The organism is Ochrobactrum soli (assembly GCF_003664555.1).
Lineage (GTDB): Bacteria > Pseudomonadota > Alphaproteobacteria > Rhizobiales > Rhizobiaceae > Brucella > Brucella teleogrylli.
Window position 1 is genome coordinate 1 of the sequence record NZ_RCHH01000009.1, and the last position, 18,985, is coordinate 18,985.

Here is an 18,985-nt window from a genome sequence, read left to right on the forward strand (position 1 = left end):
AAAAGCACTTGGCGATATCATCAGTCTCTTCTCCATCAATGAATGCCAGAACTTCTTTAAGGCTGCTGGGTATGAGGCCGAATAAATGCGACAAGCTTTAGATACATATACTTGCTAGTGGTCTTTTTGATTCCAACATTTGCTCAGCGCGTGAACCGAGGGATGCAAATGTTGGAATCAGACCACTAGCGCTGCACTTTCACGCCGAGATAAATGCTGTTGGAGTTATATTCTCGTGTCGAAACCTGGCTCGTCAGGAATTCATGACGCAAGCGCGCATCAAGCCCGACGAAGCGGTTGATCCAGTAAGTCGCGCCGATCTGTGCACCCAGCGTATAGTCCGTGCCGGTGCCATCCTTGTTCGCGCGGATGAGCGTGTCGACCCTGCCATTGAGGCTGAGGTCCGACCGGATGCGATGCGTGACGTCGAGGCTCGCAAATTGCAGCAGCGAACCGGCAATGCCCGGCGTGGTGGACATATCCACGGTGGTTTGTGAATAAAGCCGCACATCGGTGCCACGCAATGGCGACCAGTTGAGCGCGGCATTGATCGACGGTCCGCTGACTGCTCCAAGCCGGTCATCATCGCTGTTGGCGCGCATATAGCCTGCGGCGAACTCGCCGTTCAGCTTTTCGCCCATATCGACCATCAGGCCGCCGCGCAGGGCGAATTGCGAACCACTGCGTTCAAAGCCGTTGCTATCCACGCGCTCGTCGAAAATGCGCTTGCCGAGTTCCACTTCGGCGAATGGCTTGATGGCCTGCGACATGGAGAAACCGCCGCGCAGCGTGATGCTGGCATAGGTGTTGTCGCGATCCTTCTGGCTGACAGTGCCGCCGGAAGGCAGTTCCGCATCGCCATACATATCGTGTTCGACGCGGCCCGTGGCGCGACCGAAAATCAGCCCCGTATCGTGCTCGACGCCGAGGCTGCCATTGAAGGTGTGAACCAGCGGGCGCTGCAAGGCGCCAACCACGCCATTCGGATTGGAGGCGCTTTCACGCCGCAGCCTATAACCCGCGCCCGTATTGACCGTGGTTTGGTCGGTCAGATCGAGGCGCAGATTGCCCTGAATGTCGAGCTGCGGTTCGCTCACATCCTGACCGGAAATGGATTTGCTCAGCGTGCCCGATGCATCGAGCGTCGCCTGATGCCGCGCCCAGTCGGATTGCGCATTGAGGCGCAGCGTGGTTTCCGATAGCACTGCACTCGAACCGGACGCACTATTGTCGCCGTTCGATGTCGCGCGAATGCCTTGCTCAAGCGAAGGGCGCAGAACGAACGATCCGGCGCGGAGGCCAACCGGCGCGAAGGGGTCTGCCTCCTGTGCCGGCCCGCGCCCCTGTTCGGGTGACTGGCGCATATTTTCGCGCTGCACACGCCCGCTATCGCTATCCGCTTCGTTTGTGATCGCGCCAACCCGCATGGCGTCAAGCGGTTGATCCTCGAGCGGCGCCGCCGGGGCAGGCTGTGGCTGGGCGTCCGCTGCAACCGCATTATCCTGCATCGGCGCGAAAAATGTGTCGGAACCGTCATCGCTCCCACCACCGCTGGCGCTATCGGAACGGCCGGGGGCTGCGAGCCCGCGCGCGGCGAGCGTATCCGGCGACGAGGCGGAAAGCACGTCTTCCGGCACACTGCCGCGCAGATAGGCATCCTGAGCATGCGAGAGGGAAGGGATGATAGCCATCGCCGCGCCCGCCAGAAACAGGCTTCTCAGCCTGCGGGCAATGGGCGTCGAACCGCCGGATAGAGGCATGGCAAATGGCATATGTGATTTCAAACCGTTGCAACGTGGTGGATGAACGGTAAAGGCACATGGTTAATTCTTGGTTGCCATCGGCGATGTTGCGCAACGAAAGCAATCATTTGTGGGTAATAAAAGCTTGGACAACGGGCAGCGAAGAGGCTAACGCTTTGCGCCATGGAAAAGCTCGATCAAACCCAGATTTCGACGGGTGCGGAAGCGGCCATCGCTTCGGCGCTCCGGACCATTCGAACCGAAAACGAAGGACTTGCCGCGCTTGAAGAAGCGCTGCGCAATGGTTTGTCCGGTCCCTTCGCACAAGCGGTAAAACAGATCGCCACCGCCAAGGGGCGTCTGGTCGTTACCGGCGTCGGCAAGAGCGGCCATATCGGCGTCAAGCTTGCCGCCTCTTTTGCCTCGACGGGCACGGCTGCTTTCTTCGTGCATTCGGCGGAGGCCAATCACGGCGATCTCGGCATGATTGGTCGTGACGATGTGATCCTGGCGATTTCTTGGTCCGGCGAAACGGCAGAACTGAAGGGCATCGTCAATTATTCGCAGCGTTTCCGCATTCCGCTGATTGCAATCACCTCGCGTGAGGATTCCGCACTCGGTCGCGCTGCAACTGTCGTGCTCCAGCTGCCCAAGACGGCAGAAGCCTGCCCGCACGGGCTGGCGCCAACCACTTCAACCATTATGCAGCTCGCCATCGGCGATGCGCTGGCGATTGCGCTTCTGGAAGCACGCGGGTTTACACCGAGCGATTTCAAAACCTTCCATCCGGGTGGTTCGCTGGGTGCGAGCCTCATCCATATCCGCGATATCATGCATCGCGGAGAGCGCATTCCGCTGGTAGCCGCTGGAACGGCCATGCCAGCCGCGATGAAAGTGCTGGCGCAAAAGAGTTTCGGTTGCGTGGTTGTGGTCGATGAGAGCGGCGAACTGGCCGGTATCGTCACGGACGGCGATATTTCGCGCAATCTGCACCGCAATCTGTCGGAACTGGCGGTCGATGACATCATGACCCGCAAGCCGAAGACGGTCGATCAGAACATGCTGGCCACTGCTGCACTCAACACGATCAACGAAAACCACATCGGCGCACTGATCGTGGTCGAGAACAACCGCCCGGTCGGTCTCGTGCATTTCCACGATCTGCTGCGGATTGGGGCCGTTTAAGAGGGCAGTAAGGCAGTAGGGCAATAGGGATAAATTAGGGCGCAACATACTGCCCTATTCCCCTACTGCCTTACTGCCCTAAACAGCCACCTCTATCTCCAGCGTCACTGCATCGAAGGCCACGACGCGAACTTCAGTACCTGCGGGCAGGTCCGGCCCTTTCACACGCCATGTCGTATCGTTGATGCGAATGCGTCCGCGCCCATTGTTGATGGGCTCGGTCAGTGTGGTGCGCTGACCAACCAGCTGTTCGCCGCGCCGGTTGAGCAGAGGCTCGTCCAGATTTTCGCTCTTCGAGCCAAAAAAACGGCGTCCTGCCAGCGCGAACACCACGGCCAAAACAAGAAATACGACCAGTTGGACCTGCCAGCCAAAAGCGCTGGTCGATGACAGGAGAAAAGCCATCCCCCCTGTCACCAGTGCGGCGAGGCCGAACCAGATGAAGAAAATGCCGGGCGCCAGAATTTCGAGAATGAGCAGGACCAGCCCGAGGACCAGCCAGCTCCAGATGCCAAGTTCGGACAGAAATTCGATAATCATGGCGCTCCACCCCTGATTTAGCCGCGACCGGTCGGCGGAACGCTGCGCGCGCGCGAAATGCCCGGCGATGGCGGTGTCGGGTCAACGGGCTTGTTGCCGTCGCCGAACACTTCCCGCGCAATGGCCCCGATCCCGCCGAGCGAACCAATCAGCGAGCTTGCCTCCAGCGGCATCAGCACGACTTTCTGGTTCTTGGCGCTGGCGATATTGCTTAGCGCTTCGGTGTATTTCTGCGCCACGAAGTAATTGAGCGCTTGCACATTGCCGTTGGCGACAGCGTCCGACACCAGCGTCGTGGCCTTGGCTTCGGCTTCGGCAAGACGCTCGCGGGCTTCTGCTTCGCGCTTGGCTGCTTCCAGCTTGCCCTCGGCTTCGAGAATTTGCGACTGCTTCTGGCCTTCGGCGCGCAGAATCTGGGCATTGCGGTCGCCTTCGGCTTCCAGAACCTGCGCGCGCTTGTCACGCTCCGCCTTCATCTGGCGGGCCATCGAGGTGACGATATCTGCGGGTGGATTGATATCCTTGATTTCCACGCGGGTCATCTTGATGCCCCATGGATGGGCTGCTTCGTCAACGACACGCAGCAGGCGATCATTGATCGCATCGCGGTTGGAAAGCAATTCGTCGAGATCCATTGAGCCCATGACGGTACGGATGTTGGTCATGGTGAGATTGAGAATCGCATATTGCAGGTTCGCCACCTGATAGGCGGCCTGCGCAGCGTTCAGCACCTGATAGAAGGCAACGCCGTCGACGCCGACAATGGCGTTGTCGCGGGTGATTACTTCCTGCGTCGGAACATCCAGCACCTGCTCCATCATATTGAGGCGCGCGCCGATACGGTCGAAGAACGGGACAATCAGATTGAGGCCCGGATTAAGCGTGCGCGTATAGCGGCCGAAACGTTCCACCGTATAGTTGAAACCCTGCGGCACCGTCTTGATGCCCGCGAAGAGTGTCGCCAGAACCAGCGCAGCCAGAATGAGCAGCGTGATGTCGAAACCTGTCATTGTCTAACCCTCGTCCGTTAGGGGAGTAAGTGAGTAAGGGAATAAGGGAGTATGAAAACCTATTCCCTTACTGCCTTATTCCCCTATTCCCTTATATTACACCCATCCCAGCAATTCGCGCCGCACCATCGTTTCGATGACCTTCATGCCCTCTGCGCTGTCGTTGAGGCAAGGGATGTGGCTGAAATTTTCGCCGCCGTTTTCATGGAAAAGGTGTGCGGCTTCATTGCCGATCTCGTCGACCGTCTCAAGGCAGTCCACAACGAAGCCCGGATTGAGAACCGCCACGGATTTGACGCCCTGTTTCGCCAGATTTTCCACGGTTTCATCTGTGTATGGCTGGAGCCATTCCTCCGGTCCAAAACGGGACTGGAAGGTGGAACGAAACTGGTTTTCATCCATGCCGAGCCGGATGCGCAACAGGCGCGAGGTTTCCAGACATTGTTCGCGATAAGGATCGCCCTTGTCGGAATAGCTTTTCGGAATGCCGTGATAGGAAGCCAGAATCACTTCCGGCTTGAAGGACAGTGTCGCGAGGTGGCTTTCGATGGAGCGCGCCAGCGCTTCGATATAGACCGGTTCCGTTTCATAAGACGGAATGGTGCGGATTGCTGGCATGAAGCGCTTTTTCATCAGCGCTTCGAAAAACTTGTCGTTCACCGTCGCGGTCGTGGTGGCCGAATATTGCGGATAGAGCGGGAACACGACGATACGCTCGCAGCCCTGTTGCAGCAGGCGATCGGTCACGCTTTCAATGGATGGCTGGCCATAACGCATCGCCCAGTCTACGACGACGTTGGGAATGTCGGTGAGCGCGGTTGCCAGCTTTTCACCTTGCGCGCGCGTATAGGTGCGCAATGGCGACTCGTTCTTCTCGTGGTTCCATATGCGGTCATAGAGCTTGCCGGAACGCTTGGGACGCGTATTGAGCACGATGCCGTAAAGGATCGGATACCAGAACAGGCGCGACCATTCGATCACGCGGCGGTCGGACAGAAACTCTGCAAGATAGCGCCGCATCGGGGCGTAACTCGTGCCGTCCGGCGTCCCCAGATTGACCAGCAGAACCCCAACTTTGGGCAGTTTGGCCTGCGCGGGCTGGTTTGGGTTCTGTTGCACGGTGTCCATCTTACTCATGAGCCGACTCCTATCCCGCTGGAAAATAGAGCATTTCCAGCAAAAGTTTGAAACGGTTTTACGCGGGAAACGCGCAGTAAGCAAAGGCCAGAAAAAGCGACAAATTACAATCCTGACAATTGCAGACAACAAAAAATTCAAGCGGCGCGAGCATAGCCCGCGCCGCTTGAAGGGGAAGAGATGTTATGTTTCGCTTTAAAGCGGTTCCGGTTAAAACAGAATCTCGGAACCGCTATATCTGTTTGTTTTTACGCATTATCCTGCGCAAAACCGCTACGCACTTTTGCTGGAAATGCTTTAGCTGGTTGCGCGACGGGACAGTGAGAAGCGCGAGCCTGCCGACGAGGTGCAGTTGAGCTGGTTTTGCGAAACCAGAGCACAATTGACCTTGGACGAGGTGCCGCGCACAATCGAGCGCATGTCGATTTCAACGAGCTGCGGCGACTGATAGCGATAATTGCCTTCGGCGAGCCGTTCGTTGGTGTCGGTGGTGCGGGTTTCGAAGATACCGCCATTGAACGACGATACAATGCCGTTCGGATCGACCCAGCTGCCTTCGATGCCACTCGGTGCGCGGGAGACAGTTGGAACATTGCCGCCGACCGGTCCGGTCGTTTCGCAAGCCGCCAGCACAAGCGACATGACGGCAAGTGGGGCAACGATGCGGAAGCTTTTCATGTCCATGCTTTCTCCAAAATGGGGATAATGACGTGTGATGAATCGAAATTTACACGAAAACAAGTCCCCAATGTGAGGATTGGCCGCCAGATGTGTTAATTTATTGGTAATGATGCAAAATCGCCGCGCAGATGCCGGCTTTATGCCGTGAATATCAGCCCGAAGGATATAAGCATCAGCAAGACAAGCAGACCCGCCGACCACTTCATCACGCGACTGATAAGGGCGATGCGGGAGGGATTGTTCTTGACGGAGCGACGTGCTGCGAGGGACTTGGCAGTTTGGTAGAGGGCCAGATAAACAACCATCGAGACCAGTCCGATTGTCCATCCCGTCTGCACAAGCTGGCTCGGATGCCCCGGCACGCCCAGAATCCACGGCAGGATCAGCAGCCCGCTGAGCAGGGCTACGAGATCGGGAAAGCGGTCTGCCACAATGCGCCTTAATTGACCGGACATGTCTGGAAAATCACATCAGTTTCGTTCGGATGCGCTGAGGCGCAAAGGCCCGGTCGGTGCCGGGCCTTGGCTTCATTGAATCAACGCACCAGCACGTTGCGGAACTGCCATGGGTCCTTGGTGTCGAGGTCTTCCTCGAACAGATGCCCGCGACCTTCCAGTGGCGTCCAGTCGGTATAATAGCCTTTCACGGGGCCAAGATACTGCATCTGGACTTCGAGGCAGCGGCGATAGTCGATTTCGTCGGTTTCGACGATGCCACTTGTCGGGTTTTCCAGCGCCCAGACCATTCCAGCCAGCACGGCGGACGAAACCTGCAGGCCCGTCGCATTTTGATAGGGCGCAAGCTTGCGCGCTTCCTCGACGGTCAGCTGCGAACCATACCAGTAGGCGTTCTTGTCATGACCATAGAGCAGGACGCCCAGTTCGTCCGAACCGTCGAGAATTTCTGCCTCTTCCAGCACATGCTGGACGGGCTGGGCCTTGCCGCCCGCGCCAAACATTTCGTCGAGCGAGAGAATGGCGTCATTGCTCGGATGATAGGCATAATGACAGGTCGGACGGTAATCGAGTTTGCCCTTCTTATCGCGCACGGTGAAGTAATCGGATATGGAGATCGCCTCGTTGTGGGTGACGAGCAGGCCGAATTGCGCGCCGAGGGTCGGGCACCAGGTGCGAATGCGCGTATTGCCGCCGGGCTGTTCGAGGAAAATTGCCGCCTTCGTGCCCTTCTTCTGCTTGCGTGCATTTTTCGGCTTCCACTTTTCGTGGCTACCCCAGCCAAGTTCGGCAGGCTGCAAGCCTTCGGAAATGAAACCTTCCACGGACCACGTATTCCAGAACGTGTTGAACGGTTTCGGTTCCTTTGCGCGCTGCGTGTCGCGTTCCGCGATGTGAACGCCCTTCACGCCAGCCTTTTTCATCAGCTTGGCCCAGCCGTTGCGGTCATCGGCCGCCGGTTCGGTGAAGTCGAGCTTGAGTTCCGTCGCCAGATCGACCAGCGCCTTCTTGACGAACCACGACACCATGCCCGGATTGGCGCCGCAACATGCAACGGCGGTCGGGCCGCCGGGGTTCTTGCGCTTTCCAGCCAGGAGGGTTTCGCGCAGCGCATAATTGGTGCGCGCGGCATTGTCCATCTTGTCATCGAAATAGAAGCCGAGCCAAGGCTCGACCACGGTGTCGATATAAAGCGCGCCGTTCTTGCGGCTATAGTGCATCAGATCGACCGATCCGGTATCGACCGACAGATTGACGACGAAAGCCTGTCCTTCCGCACCTTTCAGGAACGGGTCCAGCACTTCTGCGTAATTATCCTTGGTGATCGCCTGTTTGACGAAACGAATGCCCTTGTCGTCAAGGATCTTGCGGTTTTTCTCGCTCGGGTCGATCACGACCATCCGCGATTTGTCGAATTTGAAATGGCGTTCTATCAGCGGCAGGGTACCGCGCCCGATCGACCCAAAGCCGATCATGATTACGGGGCCGGTGATCTCGCTATAGACTTGCCATTTCGCTTTCGCCATTTTCTTCCTCTGTGTGAGCCGCAGAAATTGCGGCGTTTTGCTCTGTAACCGTTCGACGGCAGGATTGAAACCGGAACGATAGCACAACTTCATACAAAGAAAGAAACGTCACACCCCTATGACATGCAGACGTGTTTAACGCTTTTTAGGATTTTAGCCTTCAATCAGCTTGGCGCGGATCATGCCGCGCAGTGAATTGCCGACGAGAATATTACGCGCGTTTTTGAGATCGTCTACGGAAACTATCCCCTCAGAGACCACGCTGTTGTTCAAAAGCTCGCGGCGCAGAACGCCATCCAGCAGCCCGCAGGATAGAGCAGGCGTCACACAGGTCGTACCGCCAATATCGAGGAAAATCGACGTGATGGTGCCTTCGCAGACCTCATCGCGGTCATTCAGCAGGATGACCTCGTCCACTTCTGCGGAAGAATATTCCTCACGCGCGGCGATATAGGCCTGACGGCACGTGGTCTTGTACCGAAGCAGCGGGTCGTCATGTTTGAGGCGGGTGCGTGCAATCGCTATGCGCCATGTCGTCTGCTGCGGCAGCGGCTCATAATTAAAGGCAGCAACATTGGCGACGCCATCCGGGGCCAGCGTGAGACGCAGTTTCAGGGCGTGGTCGCCGGAGCCTGCATTTTCAATCTGCTGGCGGATGGCGTCCATATTGCAGGAGAAACCAAGTTCGCGCGCGGACTGTTCCAGTCGCGCCAGATGCAATTGCAGCCGCAGAACCCCGGACAGAGGCTCCCATCGCATGGTTTCAATCAGCTGATATTCTGGTTCCGCACTGACGGTTTTTGCCCCGTCGCGAACCGTGCTTTCAGAAGGCATTCCTCATACTCCGCTTGCGCCGTGGAATCGAAAACCACGCCGCCCCCGACATTGAAGATTGCACGATTTTCGTCGAGAAGCGAGATCGTGCGGATGGCGACATTGAAACGCATGCGTCCGCTTGGCTCAATCCAGCCGAGCGAACCGCAATAAATGTCACGTGGGTTGGGTTCCAGCTTGCGCAGGATTTCCATGGCGCTGATTTTCGGCGCGCCGGTAATCGAACCGCAGGGGAAAAGGGCTGCAAATAGCGACCGCAGGGGAATATCGCTTTTCAGCCTTGCTCGTACCCGACTGATCATTTGGTAAACCGTAGGGTAAGTTTCAACCCGGAAAAGTTCTGGCACCTCCAGCGTGCCGACTTCGCTGATGAGCGATATGTCGTTGCGCAGCAGATCAACGATCATGCGATTTTCCGCCTGGTTTTTTGGATCGTTCATCAGAAAGGTGCGATTAGCCTCGTCTTCCTCAGGCGTCGCTCCGCGCGGCATGGTGCCTTTCATGGGATGGGTTTCGATCCACCCATCGGCATCCACCTCGAAGAAAAGCTCTGGCGAACGCGACAAGACTGTCGGACCGCCGAGATCGCAATAGGTCGCGTAGCGAACCGGCTGACGTGCGGCGAGCGCGTTGAACAGCACCAGCGGATCACCGCCCCATTCCGCATGAACCGGAAAGGTCAGGTTGCCCTGATAGCAGTCACCTTCGTGCAAGTGTCGGTGCAGGCGGTCGAACCGCGTTTTATATTCTGCTGGCGTCCATTCGGCGACAGGATCGCGCAGATAGGTCGCATTATCATTGCCACGATGATGCAAAACTTCGTCAGATGGCCCGTCGAAGACGCCGAAGCACAGCATAGGGGCCTTGCGCCCGGTCGGCAGGAGGGGCTTCAGCTTCGGTTCAAGAAGATAGCCGGCCTCATAGGAAAGATAGCCCGCAAGCCATTTCCCATCCGCATGGGCGTGTTGCATGGCATCCCATGCGGCATCGAATTCATCCGGCTCGTCGGCGCGGATGATGGTCGATGGGGCCGCGAAAAGCACGTCGCGGCCCGCCTTATCGTCCCGAAACAGGATCAGCGGTTTGTTACCCGTTCGGGTCACTGTCGCCTCAGTCTTCCATGGCTTCGAGTTCGTCGATGATGCCTTCGATCACCGACAAGCCCTTGCTCCAGAAGTTCGGGTCGGTGGCATCGAGACCAAACGGAGCCAGAAGTTCCGTGTGATGCTTGGTGCCGCCCGCTTTCAGCATGTCGAAATATTTCTGCTGAAAGCCCTTTTCGGAATTCTGGTAGACGGCATAGAGCGAGTTCACCAGACAATCGCCGAAAGCATAGGCATAGACATAGAATGGCGAGTGGATGAAATGCGGGATATAGGACCAGAACGTCTCGTAGCCCGGATTGAGCCGCACCGCTTCGCCGAGGCTTTCGCGCTGCACATCCATCCAGATTTCACCGATGCGCTCCGACGTCAATTCGCCTTCGCGGCGCTCGGTGTGGATGCGGCGCTCGAACTGGTAGAAGGCGATCTGGCGCACGACCGTATTGATCATGTCTTCGGCCTTCTGGGCCAGCATGGCCTTGCGTTCGCGCTTGTCCTTCGTCCGCTCCAGCAGTGAACGGAAGGTCAGCATTTCGCCGAAGACCGAAGCGGTTTCGGCCAGTGTCAGCGGGGTGGAGGCCATCAGCGCGCCCTGGCCACCAGCCAAAACCTGATGCACGCCATGGCCCAGTTCATGGGCAAGCGTCATCACATCGCGCGGCTTGCCCATATAGTTGAGCAGAACATAAGGATGCGCAGATGGCACGGTCGGATGGGCGAAAGCGCCCGGAGCCTTGCCGGGACGCACTGGCGCGTCGATCCAGTTCTTGTCGAAGAAATCCTTGGCAATCGCGGCCATTTCCGGCGCAAAATTGCCATAGGCCGAAAGCACGGTATCGCGCGCTTCATCCCACGAAATCAGGGCCTGCGGGGTTTCCGGCAGTGGTGCGTTGCGGTCCCAGTTTTCCAGCTTGTCTAGGCCGAGCCACTTGGCCTTCAGCGCATAATAGCGGTGCGAAAGGCGTGGATAGGCGTCTTCGACTGCCTTGGCGAGCGCATCCACAACCTCGCGTTCCACGCGGTTTGCAAGGTGGCGACTGTCGGCAATGTCCTGAAAACCGCGCCAGCGGTCGGAAATTTCCTTGTCCTTGGCCAGCGTGTTGGTGATCAGCGTGAAGGTGCGCAGATTGGCGCCGAATGTCTTGGCGAGCGCTTCGGACGCCTTTTTGCGCACCGCGCCATCAGCGTCCTGCAACATGTTCAGCGTCGGTTCGATGGCGAGTTCCTGGCTGTCGATCTCGAAGCGCAGGCCCGACATGGTTTCATCAAACAGGCGGTTCCATGCGCCGAAACCGGTGATCGACTTTTCGTGGAAAAGCTGTTCCAGCTTGTCGTCGAGCTGATAGGGCTTGTCCTTACGCAGATCGGTCAGCCACGGGCGATAATGGCCGATTGCCGCATTGGCATCCATGGCCTTGTCGAGAATTGCATCATCGATGCGGTTCAGTTCGAGACTGAAGAAAATGAGATGCGTGCTGGCGTCGGTCAGCTTCTGCTGCACATCGCCAAAAAGCTTCATGCGCTTCGGATCGGTCGTGTCGCCGTAATAATAGAGCCCGGCATAGGAGGCGATGCGCCCCATCAGTTCGTCCAGCGCTTCGAATTCCTTGATCGCATCGGCAAAATTGCCGCCATCGGCCTTGGCTGCTTCAGCACCCAGCTTGCCCTTCCAGCGTTCTTCGAAGGAGGCTGAATCCTTCATCGCTTTCTCGATGTCGGCCTTCAGCTGCGGGCTGTCGGCTGCGGGATAAAGATCGGCAAGGTTCCATTCCGGCAGTGTGCCGAGATCGGCCTTTGCGGTAGCGGCGCTATCGCCGGATGGGGCCAGAACCGGTACGGGAAGAAGTGCGTTGAACGAAGCAGAGTCTGAAAAACGGGTCATAAGCATTCTCCTATTGGCCTTCTTCTCGCATGTCTTGCCGGGATCGCCAAGAGGGGCAACACAGCGGTACAACCGGTGTTATGTAAGCAGCCAATAAATTGTCAGTAACTTCCGCGATTACTTTTTGGGCGCTTCAAGCATTGAGTGTTTTTTAGACGAAAATTTTGTGAAACTAGCGTCAGATACTGTTTTAAGGTCTTGCAATTGTTGGCGGTTTGGCTCCAAATAGCGCGCCTGGAGCAGTAAACTTTTGTTGATTTTTTAACAGTTTAATGTGTCCGGGCGCGGGAACTCCACAGGTTGATTAAAGCTTTAATGGGCACGCGCATTCTCATAGCGGATGATGATCCGATTCACCGACGCAATATTGAAGCGATGGTCCAGCGCATGGGGTATCGCACGATCCTGGCTGACGGGGGCAATGGCGCGCTTGGTTTCGCGACGCAGCGCAAGGATATTGCGCTGATCCTGCTCGACATGGCCATGCCGGACATGGATGGTCTCAGCGTTCTCGCCAAAATGCGCGATGTGGGCGTGACCATACCGGTGATCGTGCTGGTTCAGGGCGAAGACCTGAACAGGGCCTTGCAGGCGGTGAAGCTTGGTGCAGTGGATTTCGTGACCACGCCGGTGGTTCCTGAGCGCGTCCAGCTTTCGATTTCAAATGCGCTGAAACTTGATGCGCTCGCCCACGAGGTGCGGCGCAACCGTTCGCTCAGAACACATTTTCCGCTTTCCGACATCATTGCCAGAAGCCCCGATATGGAGCGGGCGATGGTCGCCGCACGACGCGCTGCCGCATTGGATGCGCCGCTTCTTCTCGATGGGGAACCAGGCAGCGGCAAGGAAACGCTGGCCCGCGCCATTTGCAGCGCTGGCGCGAGATGGCGCGAAACTTTCATCACCGTCGATTGCCGCACACTGACAACGGACAATGTGGACCAGATCCTGTTCGGCGCGCCGGAAAAGCCACGCATGGGCGGTTCCGCGATCACGGGGCCGGAGGGGGTTTTCGGCAAGCTGGCGAGTGCCGATGGCGGCACGCTCTATCTGGATGAAGTCGGGTTCCTACCGCGTCATGCCCAGATGCGGCTCTATTCGGCCATGCAAACGGGGCAGTTCGAGGCGGCGGGCGTTCAATACCCGTTCAATGCGCGCGTTATGGCTTCCACGACGCAGCCGTTGAGCGATCTGGTGCATACGGGGCGGTTCCATCCGGGCCTTGGCCAGTTGCTGGGGTCTTTCATGTTGCCGGTTCCCGCCTTGCGCAACCGTTCGGAAGATATTCCGGTCCTGCTGCACCATTTCACGATGCGTTTTGCCAGCGAGGAGCGGCGCGGCCATATCACCGGCATTGCGCCGCATGTGCTGGAACGGTTGCGGGTCTATGATTGGCCGGGCAATGTGCGCGAGTTGAAGAATGCGGTTTTCCGCGCCGTTTTGCTGTGCGAGACCTCCGAGCTGACCATGGCGGATTTTGCCGAACTGATGAGCAATGTTGACGGCTGGACGGGTGCGCCCCAGACAGGCGCGAGGGTGGCGACGCATGCCAGTATCGCATCCGGCAGGGTCGCGCCCGGTGTCATCAGCGGCACCAATGCCGATGGCGAAGTGCGGACCCTTGCCGCCGCCGAAGAAGAAATGATCCGCTTCGCGCTGGCACATTACGACGGGCAAATCAGTGAAGTCGCGCGTCGTTTGGGCATCGGAAGGACCACGCTTTACCGGAAGCTCAAGGAATATGGCATTGATGTGACCTCCATATCCGGCAGGGGATTCGATGACGGTCAGGAGGGTGACAGCACCACTTTCCGGCGCTCCGCAGGATAATGAAATCAGTCTAAATATTTGAATTTCAATAGCTTCTAATCTTCGCCTTGGGGCGGAAAGAGTGCCTGTTGCCAATTAAAGACTGTTAATAATTTTTTTACCATAGCGAAAATAGATGCGCTCCTGTGTCTTTTTTGCCATGGTGTTTCCGCATTTGTTGTTCACTAAGCGTCCATTAACCATTAAATCCGACAATTGGATCTATGGCGGAACGAAGCGGATTTCGTGCGGCGCTCAGAAAAGGTCACTTGGAAAGAGAGCTGCGGGCGAGACCAATTGCAACTGTCGTGACTGACAGTTGCCGCGAGTTTCAGACTTGTAGCCTCTGGGGGCGGACAAAACGGTAAGGCGATACGATTCGATGAACAGCATATCGACCATGAAAGCGCGTTTCGCGAATGTCTGGAATAAAACCCGGATCGGTGCGACGACGCGTCTGTCTCTCTCGTTTTCCCTTGTTGCGGCGGCAATCGCCTTTGTGGCTTCTCCCACGCAGGCTTCGGCTGAAACCCGCGCCCTCAAACTTTATTACGTCCATACCGGCGAGAAGGCGGAAATCGTCTTCAAGAAGAATGGCCGCTATGTGCCCGAAGGGCTGAAGCGCCTCAACGTTTTCCTGCGCGACTGGCGCCGCAATGAGCCGACCAAGATGGACCCGCGCCTGTTCGATCTGGTCTGGCAGGTCTATCAGTCCACCGGCTCGCGCGAATATATCAATGTGGTGTCGGCCTATCGCTCGCCTGCGACCAACGCGATGCTGCGTTCCAGCACGCGCGGCGTCGCCAAGAAGAGCCAGCATATGCTGGGTCGCGCGATGGATTATTACATTCCGGGCGTCAATCTGGCCAAGTTGCGCGGCATCGGCATGCGCTACCAGATCGGCGGCGTCGGTTATTATCCGCGCTCGGGCTCGCCTTTCGTGCACATGGATGTCGGCAATGTCCGCTCCTGGCCGCGCATGAGCCGTCGCGAGCTTCTGGCACTGTTCCCGGATGGCAAGACGGCCCACCTTCCGGCTGATGGCAAGCCATTGCCGGGCTATGAGCAGGCGCTGGCCATGATCGAGAAGCGCAAGGCCGGTGGCGGCGGCGAGGTCATGGTGGCCAGCAATTCGTCATCCACGCGCAAGAGCAAGACGCTGTTTGGCGCGCTCTTCGGCGGTGGTGCGGATGAAGAAGAAGATAATGGCGATGTCGCGGCGCCAGCGACTGCGCGTCCGGCGCGCGCCACGGCTCCGGCCAAGCAGGCTCCAGCCGCAGCGCCGGTGGAAGAAGCTCCGGCTCAGCCGCGCGAAACGATGATTGCCGCATTGCCAGCGCGTGAAGCGCCGGTTCCGATGCAGGCTCCGCGTCCTGAGACTGGTTTGAACGCTCAAACACTCGAATCGCAGGCGCAGACCGGCACTGTTGCCGAGCAAGGTGCCGCTGTCGTCGCCATGAATGTGCCGATCCCGGCGCGCAAGCCTGAAATGGCGCCGCAGGATGCCGTGGCGCTTGCCGCCGCCGATCCTGATGCGGCGGCCCAGGTGGCGGATGCTTCGCCGCTCATGACCGGCTTCGTGCCGATCCCGTCGGCCCGTCCGCAGCTTGAAGGCGACGATGCGCAGGCGCAGCTTATTGCAGCGGTTGTCCCGTCGCAGCGTCCGGAACGTCCGGGTGAGCACCCTGTCGCCACCGGTCAGGATGCAATTGCAGCGCTGGTCAATAATCACGACAATGATGCCGTGGCTGTGGCCGGTGCGGGTTCTTCGCCAACGAATCCGGGTGAAGCGGGTGCTTTGCCCCTGCCGCAGCAGGCACCGCGCGCCGAGCCCAACACCCAGCTCGCAATGCTGTCCAAAAAGGACGAAATCGGTGAGCTGATCGCCCCGCCGAGCGACGATTACGACTCCGAACCGGTTGCCAAAGTGGAGATGAAACCAGCTCCGGTTCAGACGGCTTCTCTGGCGCCTGTCGCGGCACCGGTTCAACCGGCAGCCCGCGCCAAGCAGCCTGCCTCAGTTGGCAAGGCGGTTGATACGGGTGTTCGCACCACCGCCAAGGGCGCTCGTCGTGTTGCCAAAGCGTCTTCGGCAAAGCCGCGGGCCGTGGTTCAGCCGGCAGCCGTGCATAATGCAGAAATGGCAATGTCGTCGGAATCCATGGCGCAGAAGGCTCCGGTCACCAATCCGGTTCTGCGTAACGATGCGTTGCGCAGTGCCCCAGCAATGGTCTATACGGCTGGCTTCCAACAAGGCGATCTGCCCAGCGAACGCGCAAACAAGTTCAGCGGCAACGCTGTGACCTTCCTGACGGTCGCAAAATTCACCGCAACGAACTGATTGCCGCAAAGGCATCAAAGAAAAAGGGGCCACGGAGGCCCCTTTTTTATGGTCGGTTTTAGAGCGGTTCCGGTTAAAACGGAATCGTGGAACCGCTCTATCTATTTGTTTTGACGCATTATCCGACGCATCGAAGCAGGATCAGAAATCAGTCCAGTGGACTGATTTCCCTGCGTAGGCGCTACGCACTTTTGCTGGAAATGCTCTAGGAACCTCAGCCTTTCAGGCTGGCTGCATCACGTGCAAGCGTGGTGATGGCGTCCCAATCGCCCGCTTCCACGAGTTCCTTCGGGGCAACCCACGATCCGCCGACGCAAATGACGTTTGGCAGCGAGAGGTAGGTTTTTGCATTGGCGAGGCTGATGCCGCCGGTTGGGCAGAAGAAAGTGCCAGCCAGAGGAGACGAAAGCGCCTTCAAGAACGATGCGCCACCGGCCTGTTCCGCCGGGAAGAATTTCAGATGCGTGTAGCCTTCTTCGCGCAGCGTCAGCATTTCGCTCGGCGTGATGGCGGCAGGCAGCAGCGGCACGTCGCTGTCATTGGCCGCGTCGACAATCTGTCTCGTCGCGCCGGGGCTGACGATGAAGCGCGAACCGGCCTTTGCCGCCTGTTCATATTGCTTTGCGTTGAGGATCGTACCGGCGCCGACGATGGCTTCAGGCACTTCATCAGCCACAGTGCGAATGGCTTCCAGCGCCGCTGCCGTGCGCAAGGTGATCTCGATGGCAGGAAGCCCGCCTTTGGCCAGTGCGCGCGCCAGCGGCACGGCATGTTCTACCTTGTCGATCAGCAGCACCGGAATAACCGGCTGGCCTTTCATGACGGGGACGAGAAGATCGGTTTTCTGGGGCATCGGCTCGCTCGGCTGTTGGAGTATTTCGGCATATTCTGCGGAACGTGCAACGATTCCGCAAAAATGGACATGCACGCAATGTGATAAATCGATTTAAATATAAGAGGCCCACTTGTCCACAGCCGGGACAAGGTTGTTTTCAGGCCGCAGACTTGAAAGTACCAAGCTGTTTTAGCCAGCGCTGATAGGCGGCGGCCATGCGCGTGTCGTAATTGTTGCGGGCGAAAGCGGGGCCATTATAGCGTCTGGCGAAGTTGCGCCAGTCGCAGGCGCGCATGACTTCCACCAGCCCCGCCTTTTCGATGAAGCGCAGCATTAGCCGCACCTGACCGGCAACCGACCCGCGCGCTTCCGCCACCAGCGCATCGACCGAAGCAAAATCGAGCCATTCCCAATGCGCGCCCATGACCTGACCCAAACCCCAGGAGGTGGATTCCAGCGCGGCTTTCTTGTCGAGACCCATGGCTCGTTCCAGCAAAAGCCAACGGCCGCCTTGCGATTTCGGATTGGCGATCTTGCCAGCTTCCGGCGCGGACAGGCCGTTCTTGCGGGCATAGTCGCGGATACGCCCGGAAAGCCTGCGGTCGAAATAATGCCCTTCGAAACGGATTGCCGGTTCCTTTTGTCCATCCACTTCGTAAAGCGCGCGACCGCCGCTTTCCACTTCCGCAACCGCCAGCAAGGCCGCCGGATTGATCTCGGCCTGTTTTGCCATGACGGTCATCGCATCGATGGTCTGTTTGTCGAACATGCATTTCTCCTCTTGGACGGTGGTGTTCGTGGCGATTTTCGCCGCATCCGGGGCCGTGAGGATAAAGTTGTCTTGAATTATCGGTGTCCGGGGATTAGTTGCGGGGTAGATTTTCAAAGAAGACACAACCGATGAGCAATTTGCCTTTCACCGTCGCCGCCCTTTATTGCTTTGCGCCGCTGCCGCAATATGAAAGTCTGCGCGAGCCGCTGGCGCAGCTTTGCTGTGGAAACGGCATCAAGGGAACGCTGCTTCTGGCTGCCGAAGGGATCAACGGAACTGTGGCTGGCACAGCCGAGGCGATTGAAAAGCTCGTCCAGCATATCACCGCCATTCCGGGACTCAGCCAGCCGGAACTAAAATATTCCCATGCAAGCGCAATGCCGTTCAATCGCATGAAGGTGCGGCTGAAGCGGGAAATCGTCACGATGGGCGTCGATGGTATCGATCCGCTGAAAAGCGTCGGCACCTATATTGCCCCGCAAGACTGGAACGCCCTGATTGCCGACGAAAATACGGTCGTTGTCGATACGCGCAACGATTATGAATATGCGATCGGTACGTTCGAGGGCGCTCTCGATCCGCAGACCAAGACTTTTCGTGAATTTCCGAACTGGGTAGAACAGAACCGCGACAAGCTGGAAGGCAAGAAGATTGCCATGTTCTGCACCGGCGGTATTCGCTGCGAAAAGGCGACGGCCTTTGTGAAAGGCCTCGGCTTTGACGATGTCTTCCATCTGAAGGGCGGCATTCTCAAATATCTGGAAGAAGTCCCGCAGGAAGAGAGCATGTGGAACGGCGAGTGCTTCGTGTTCGACGAGCGCGTAGCCGTTGGCCATGGCCTGACAGAAAGCGACGTGGAGCTTTGCCGCGCCTGCCGTCGTCCGATCACGCCAGAGGACAAGCTGTCGAAGTTCTTCGAGGAAGGTATTTCCTGCGCCGGTTGCTATGATGAGCGCACGCCGGAAGATCGCGCCCGTTATGCCGAGCGTCAAAAGCAGATCGGTCTCGCCAAAGCGCGCGGACAACACAAGCATATCGGCAGTTGAGCCTTCTTTAGCCACTAGCCAAACAAGTTGCACCGCATTATGTTGGCCCCAGTTTCGGAACGATCTGAATTCGTTACGGAATTTTGG

At 57.9% G+C, this 18,985-nt stretch carries 16 protein-coding genes; 4 read left to right on the forward strand and 12 right to left on the reverse strand.

Going from position 1 to position 18,985, the window contains the following annotated elements:
- Positions 1-185 precede the first annotated feature (185 nt).
- Positions 186-1,772, reverse strand: a complete 1,587-nt coding sequence (locus D8666_RS15710; protein WP_121538726.1) for an outer membrane beta-barrel protein — start codon at positions 1,770-1,772, stop codon at positions 186-188.
- Positions 1,773-1,925: 153 nt separating this feature from the next.
- Here D8666_RS15710 and D8666_RS15715 point away from each other — a divergent pair, with 153 nt between their 5' ends.
- The gene (locus D8666_RS15715; RefSeq protein ID WP_109367721.1) at positions 1,926-2,927 is read left to right on the forward strand and encodes a KpsF/GutQ family sugar-phosphate isomerase; all 1,002 of its coding nucleotides are present in this window, start codon (positions 1,926-1,928) and stop codon (positions 2,925-2,927) included.
- Positions 2,928-3,005: 78 nt separating this feature from the next.
- On the opposite strand, the gene D8666_RS15720 is transcribed toward D8666_RS15715, so the two are convergent.
- The 9 genes from D8666_RS15720 to D8666_RS15760 form a co-directional block, all read right to left on the reverse strand.
- Positions 3,006-3,467 carry an NfeD family protein gene (locus D8666_RS15720; protein WP_209445989.1) on the reverse strand — a complete coding sequence of 154 codons (462 nt, stop codon included), beginning with the start codon at positions 3,465-3,467 and terminating at the stop codon, positions 3,006-3,008.
- A gap of 17 nt (positions 3,468-3,484) precedes the next feature.
- Positions 3,485-4,477: an SPFH domain-containing protein gene (locus tag D8666_RS15725; RefSeq protein ID WP_109367719.1), complete on the reverse strand. Its 993-nt coding sequence runs from the start codon at positions 4,475-4,477 to the stop codon at positions 3,485-3,487.
- A gap of 96 nt (positions 4,478-4,573) precedes the next feature.
- Positions 4,574-5,614, reverse strand: coding sequence for a ferrochelatase (gene hemH, locus D8666_RS15730; RefSeq protein WP_121538728.1), 1,041 nt, complete (start codon positions 5,612-5,614; stop codon positions 4,574-4,576).
- Between the two features lie 297 nt (positions 5,615-5,911).
- Positions 5,912-6,292, reverse strand: a complete 381-nt coding sequence (gene omp10 / locus D8666_RS15735; RefSeq protein ID WP_109368022.1) for an outer membrane lipoprotein Omp10 — start codon at positions 6,290-6,292, stop codon at positions 5,912-5,914.
- A 140-nt stretch (positions 6,293-6,432) separates the two neighbouring features.
- On the reverse strand, positions 6,433-6,750 hold the full coding sequence (locus D8666_RS15740; protein ID WP_121538730.1) for a hypothetical protein: 318 nt from the start codon (positions 6,748-6,750) through the stop codon (positions 6,433-6,435).
- Positions 6,751-6,830: 80 nt separating this feature from the next.
- Positions 6,831-8,276: a homospermidine synthase gene (locus tag D8666_RS15745; RefSeq protein ID WP_121538732.1), complete on the reverse strand. Its 1,446-nt coding sequence runs from the start codon at positions 8,274-8,276 to the stop codon at positions 6,831-6,833.
- Between the two features lie 153 nt (positions 8,277-8,429).
- Entirely contained in the window at positions 8,430-9,110 is a 681-nt protein-coding gene (locus tag D8666_RS15750; RefSeq protein WP_121538734.1) for an aminotransferase class IV family protein, read from the reverse strand.
- Positions 9,044-10,213 carry an aminodeoxychorismate synthase component I gene (locus tag D8666_RS15755; protein WP_109367715.1) on the reverse strand — a complete coding sequence of 390 codons (1,170 nt, stop codon included), beginning with the start codon at positions 10,211-10,213 and terminating at the stop codon, positions 9,044-9,046. The genes D8666_RS15750 and D8666_RS15755 overlap by 67 nt, the downstream gene beginning before the upstream one ends.
- 7 nt (positions 10,214-10,220) lie before the next feature.
- The gene (locus D8666_RS15760) at positions 10,221-12,095 is read right to left on the reverse strand and encodes a M3 family oligoendopeptidase (RefSeq protein WP_167836098.1); all 1,875 of its coding nucleotides are present in this window, start codon (positions 12,093-12,095) and stop codon (positions 10,221-10,223) included.
- Positions 12,096-12,410: 315 nt separating this feature from the next.
- On the opposite strand from D8666_RS15760, the gene D8666_RS15765 reads away from it, so the two are divergent.
- Positions 12,411-13,925 (forward strand): sigma-54-dependent transcriptional regulator, encoded by a 1,515-nt coding sequence (locus D8666_RS15765; protein WP_109367714.1) that lies wholly within the window; start codon positions 12,411-12,413, stop codon positions 13,923-13,925.
- Between the two features lie 379 nt (positions 13,926-14,304).
- Positions 14,305-16,245: a peptidoglycan L,D-endopeptidase MepK gene (locus tag D8666_RS15770; RefSeq protein WP_371830833.1), complete on the forward strand. Its 1,941-nt coding sequence runs from the start codon at positions 14,305-14,307 to the stop codon at positions 16,243-16,245.
- Between the two features lie 214 nt (positions 16,246-16,459).
- Here D8666_RS15770 and D8666_RS15775 read toward each other — a convergent pair whose 3' ends face one another.
- Positions 16,460-17,098 carry a 2-dehydro-3-deoxy-phosphogluconate aldolase gene (locus D8666_RS15775; RefSeq protein WP_109367712.1) on the reverse strand — a complete coding sequence of 213 codons (639 nt, stop codon included), beginning with the start codon at positions 17,096-17,098 and terminating at the stop codon, positions 16,460-16,462.
- 139 nt (positions 17,099-17,237) lie between these two features.
- The gene (locus D8666_RS15780) at positions 17,238-17,849 is read right to left on the reverse strand and encodes an N-acetylmuramidase family protein (protein ID WP_121538736.1); all 612 of its coding nucleotides are present in this window, start codon (positions 17,847-17,849) and stop codon (positions 17,238-17,240) included.
- A 131-nt stretch (positions 17,850-17,980) separates the two neighbouring features.
- Here D8666_RS15780 and trhO point away from each other — a divergent pair, with 131 nt between their 5' ends.
- A complete protein-coding gene (trhO, locus tag D8666_RS15785; protein WP_121538738.1) occupies positions 17,981-18,898 on the forward strand; it encodes an oxygen-dependent tRNA uridine(34) hydroxylase TrhO in 918 nt (305 codons plus the stop codon).
- Positions 18,899-18,985: the final 87 nt, after the last annotated feature.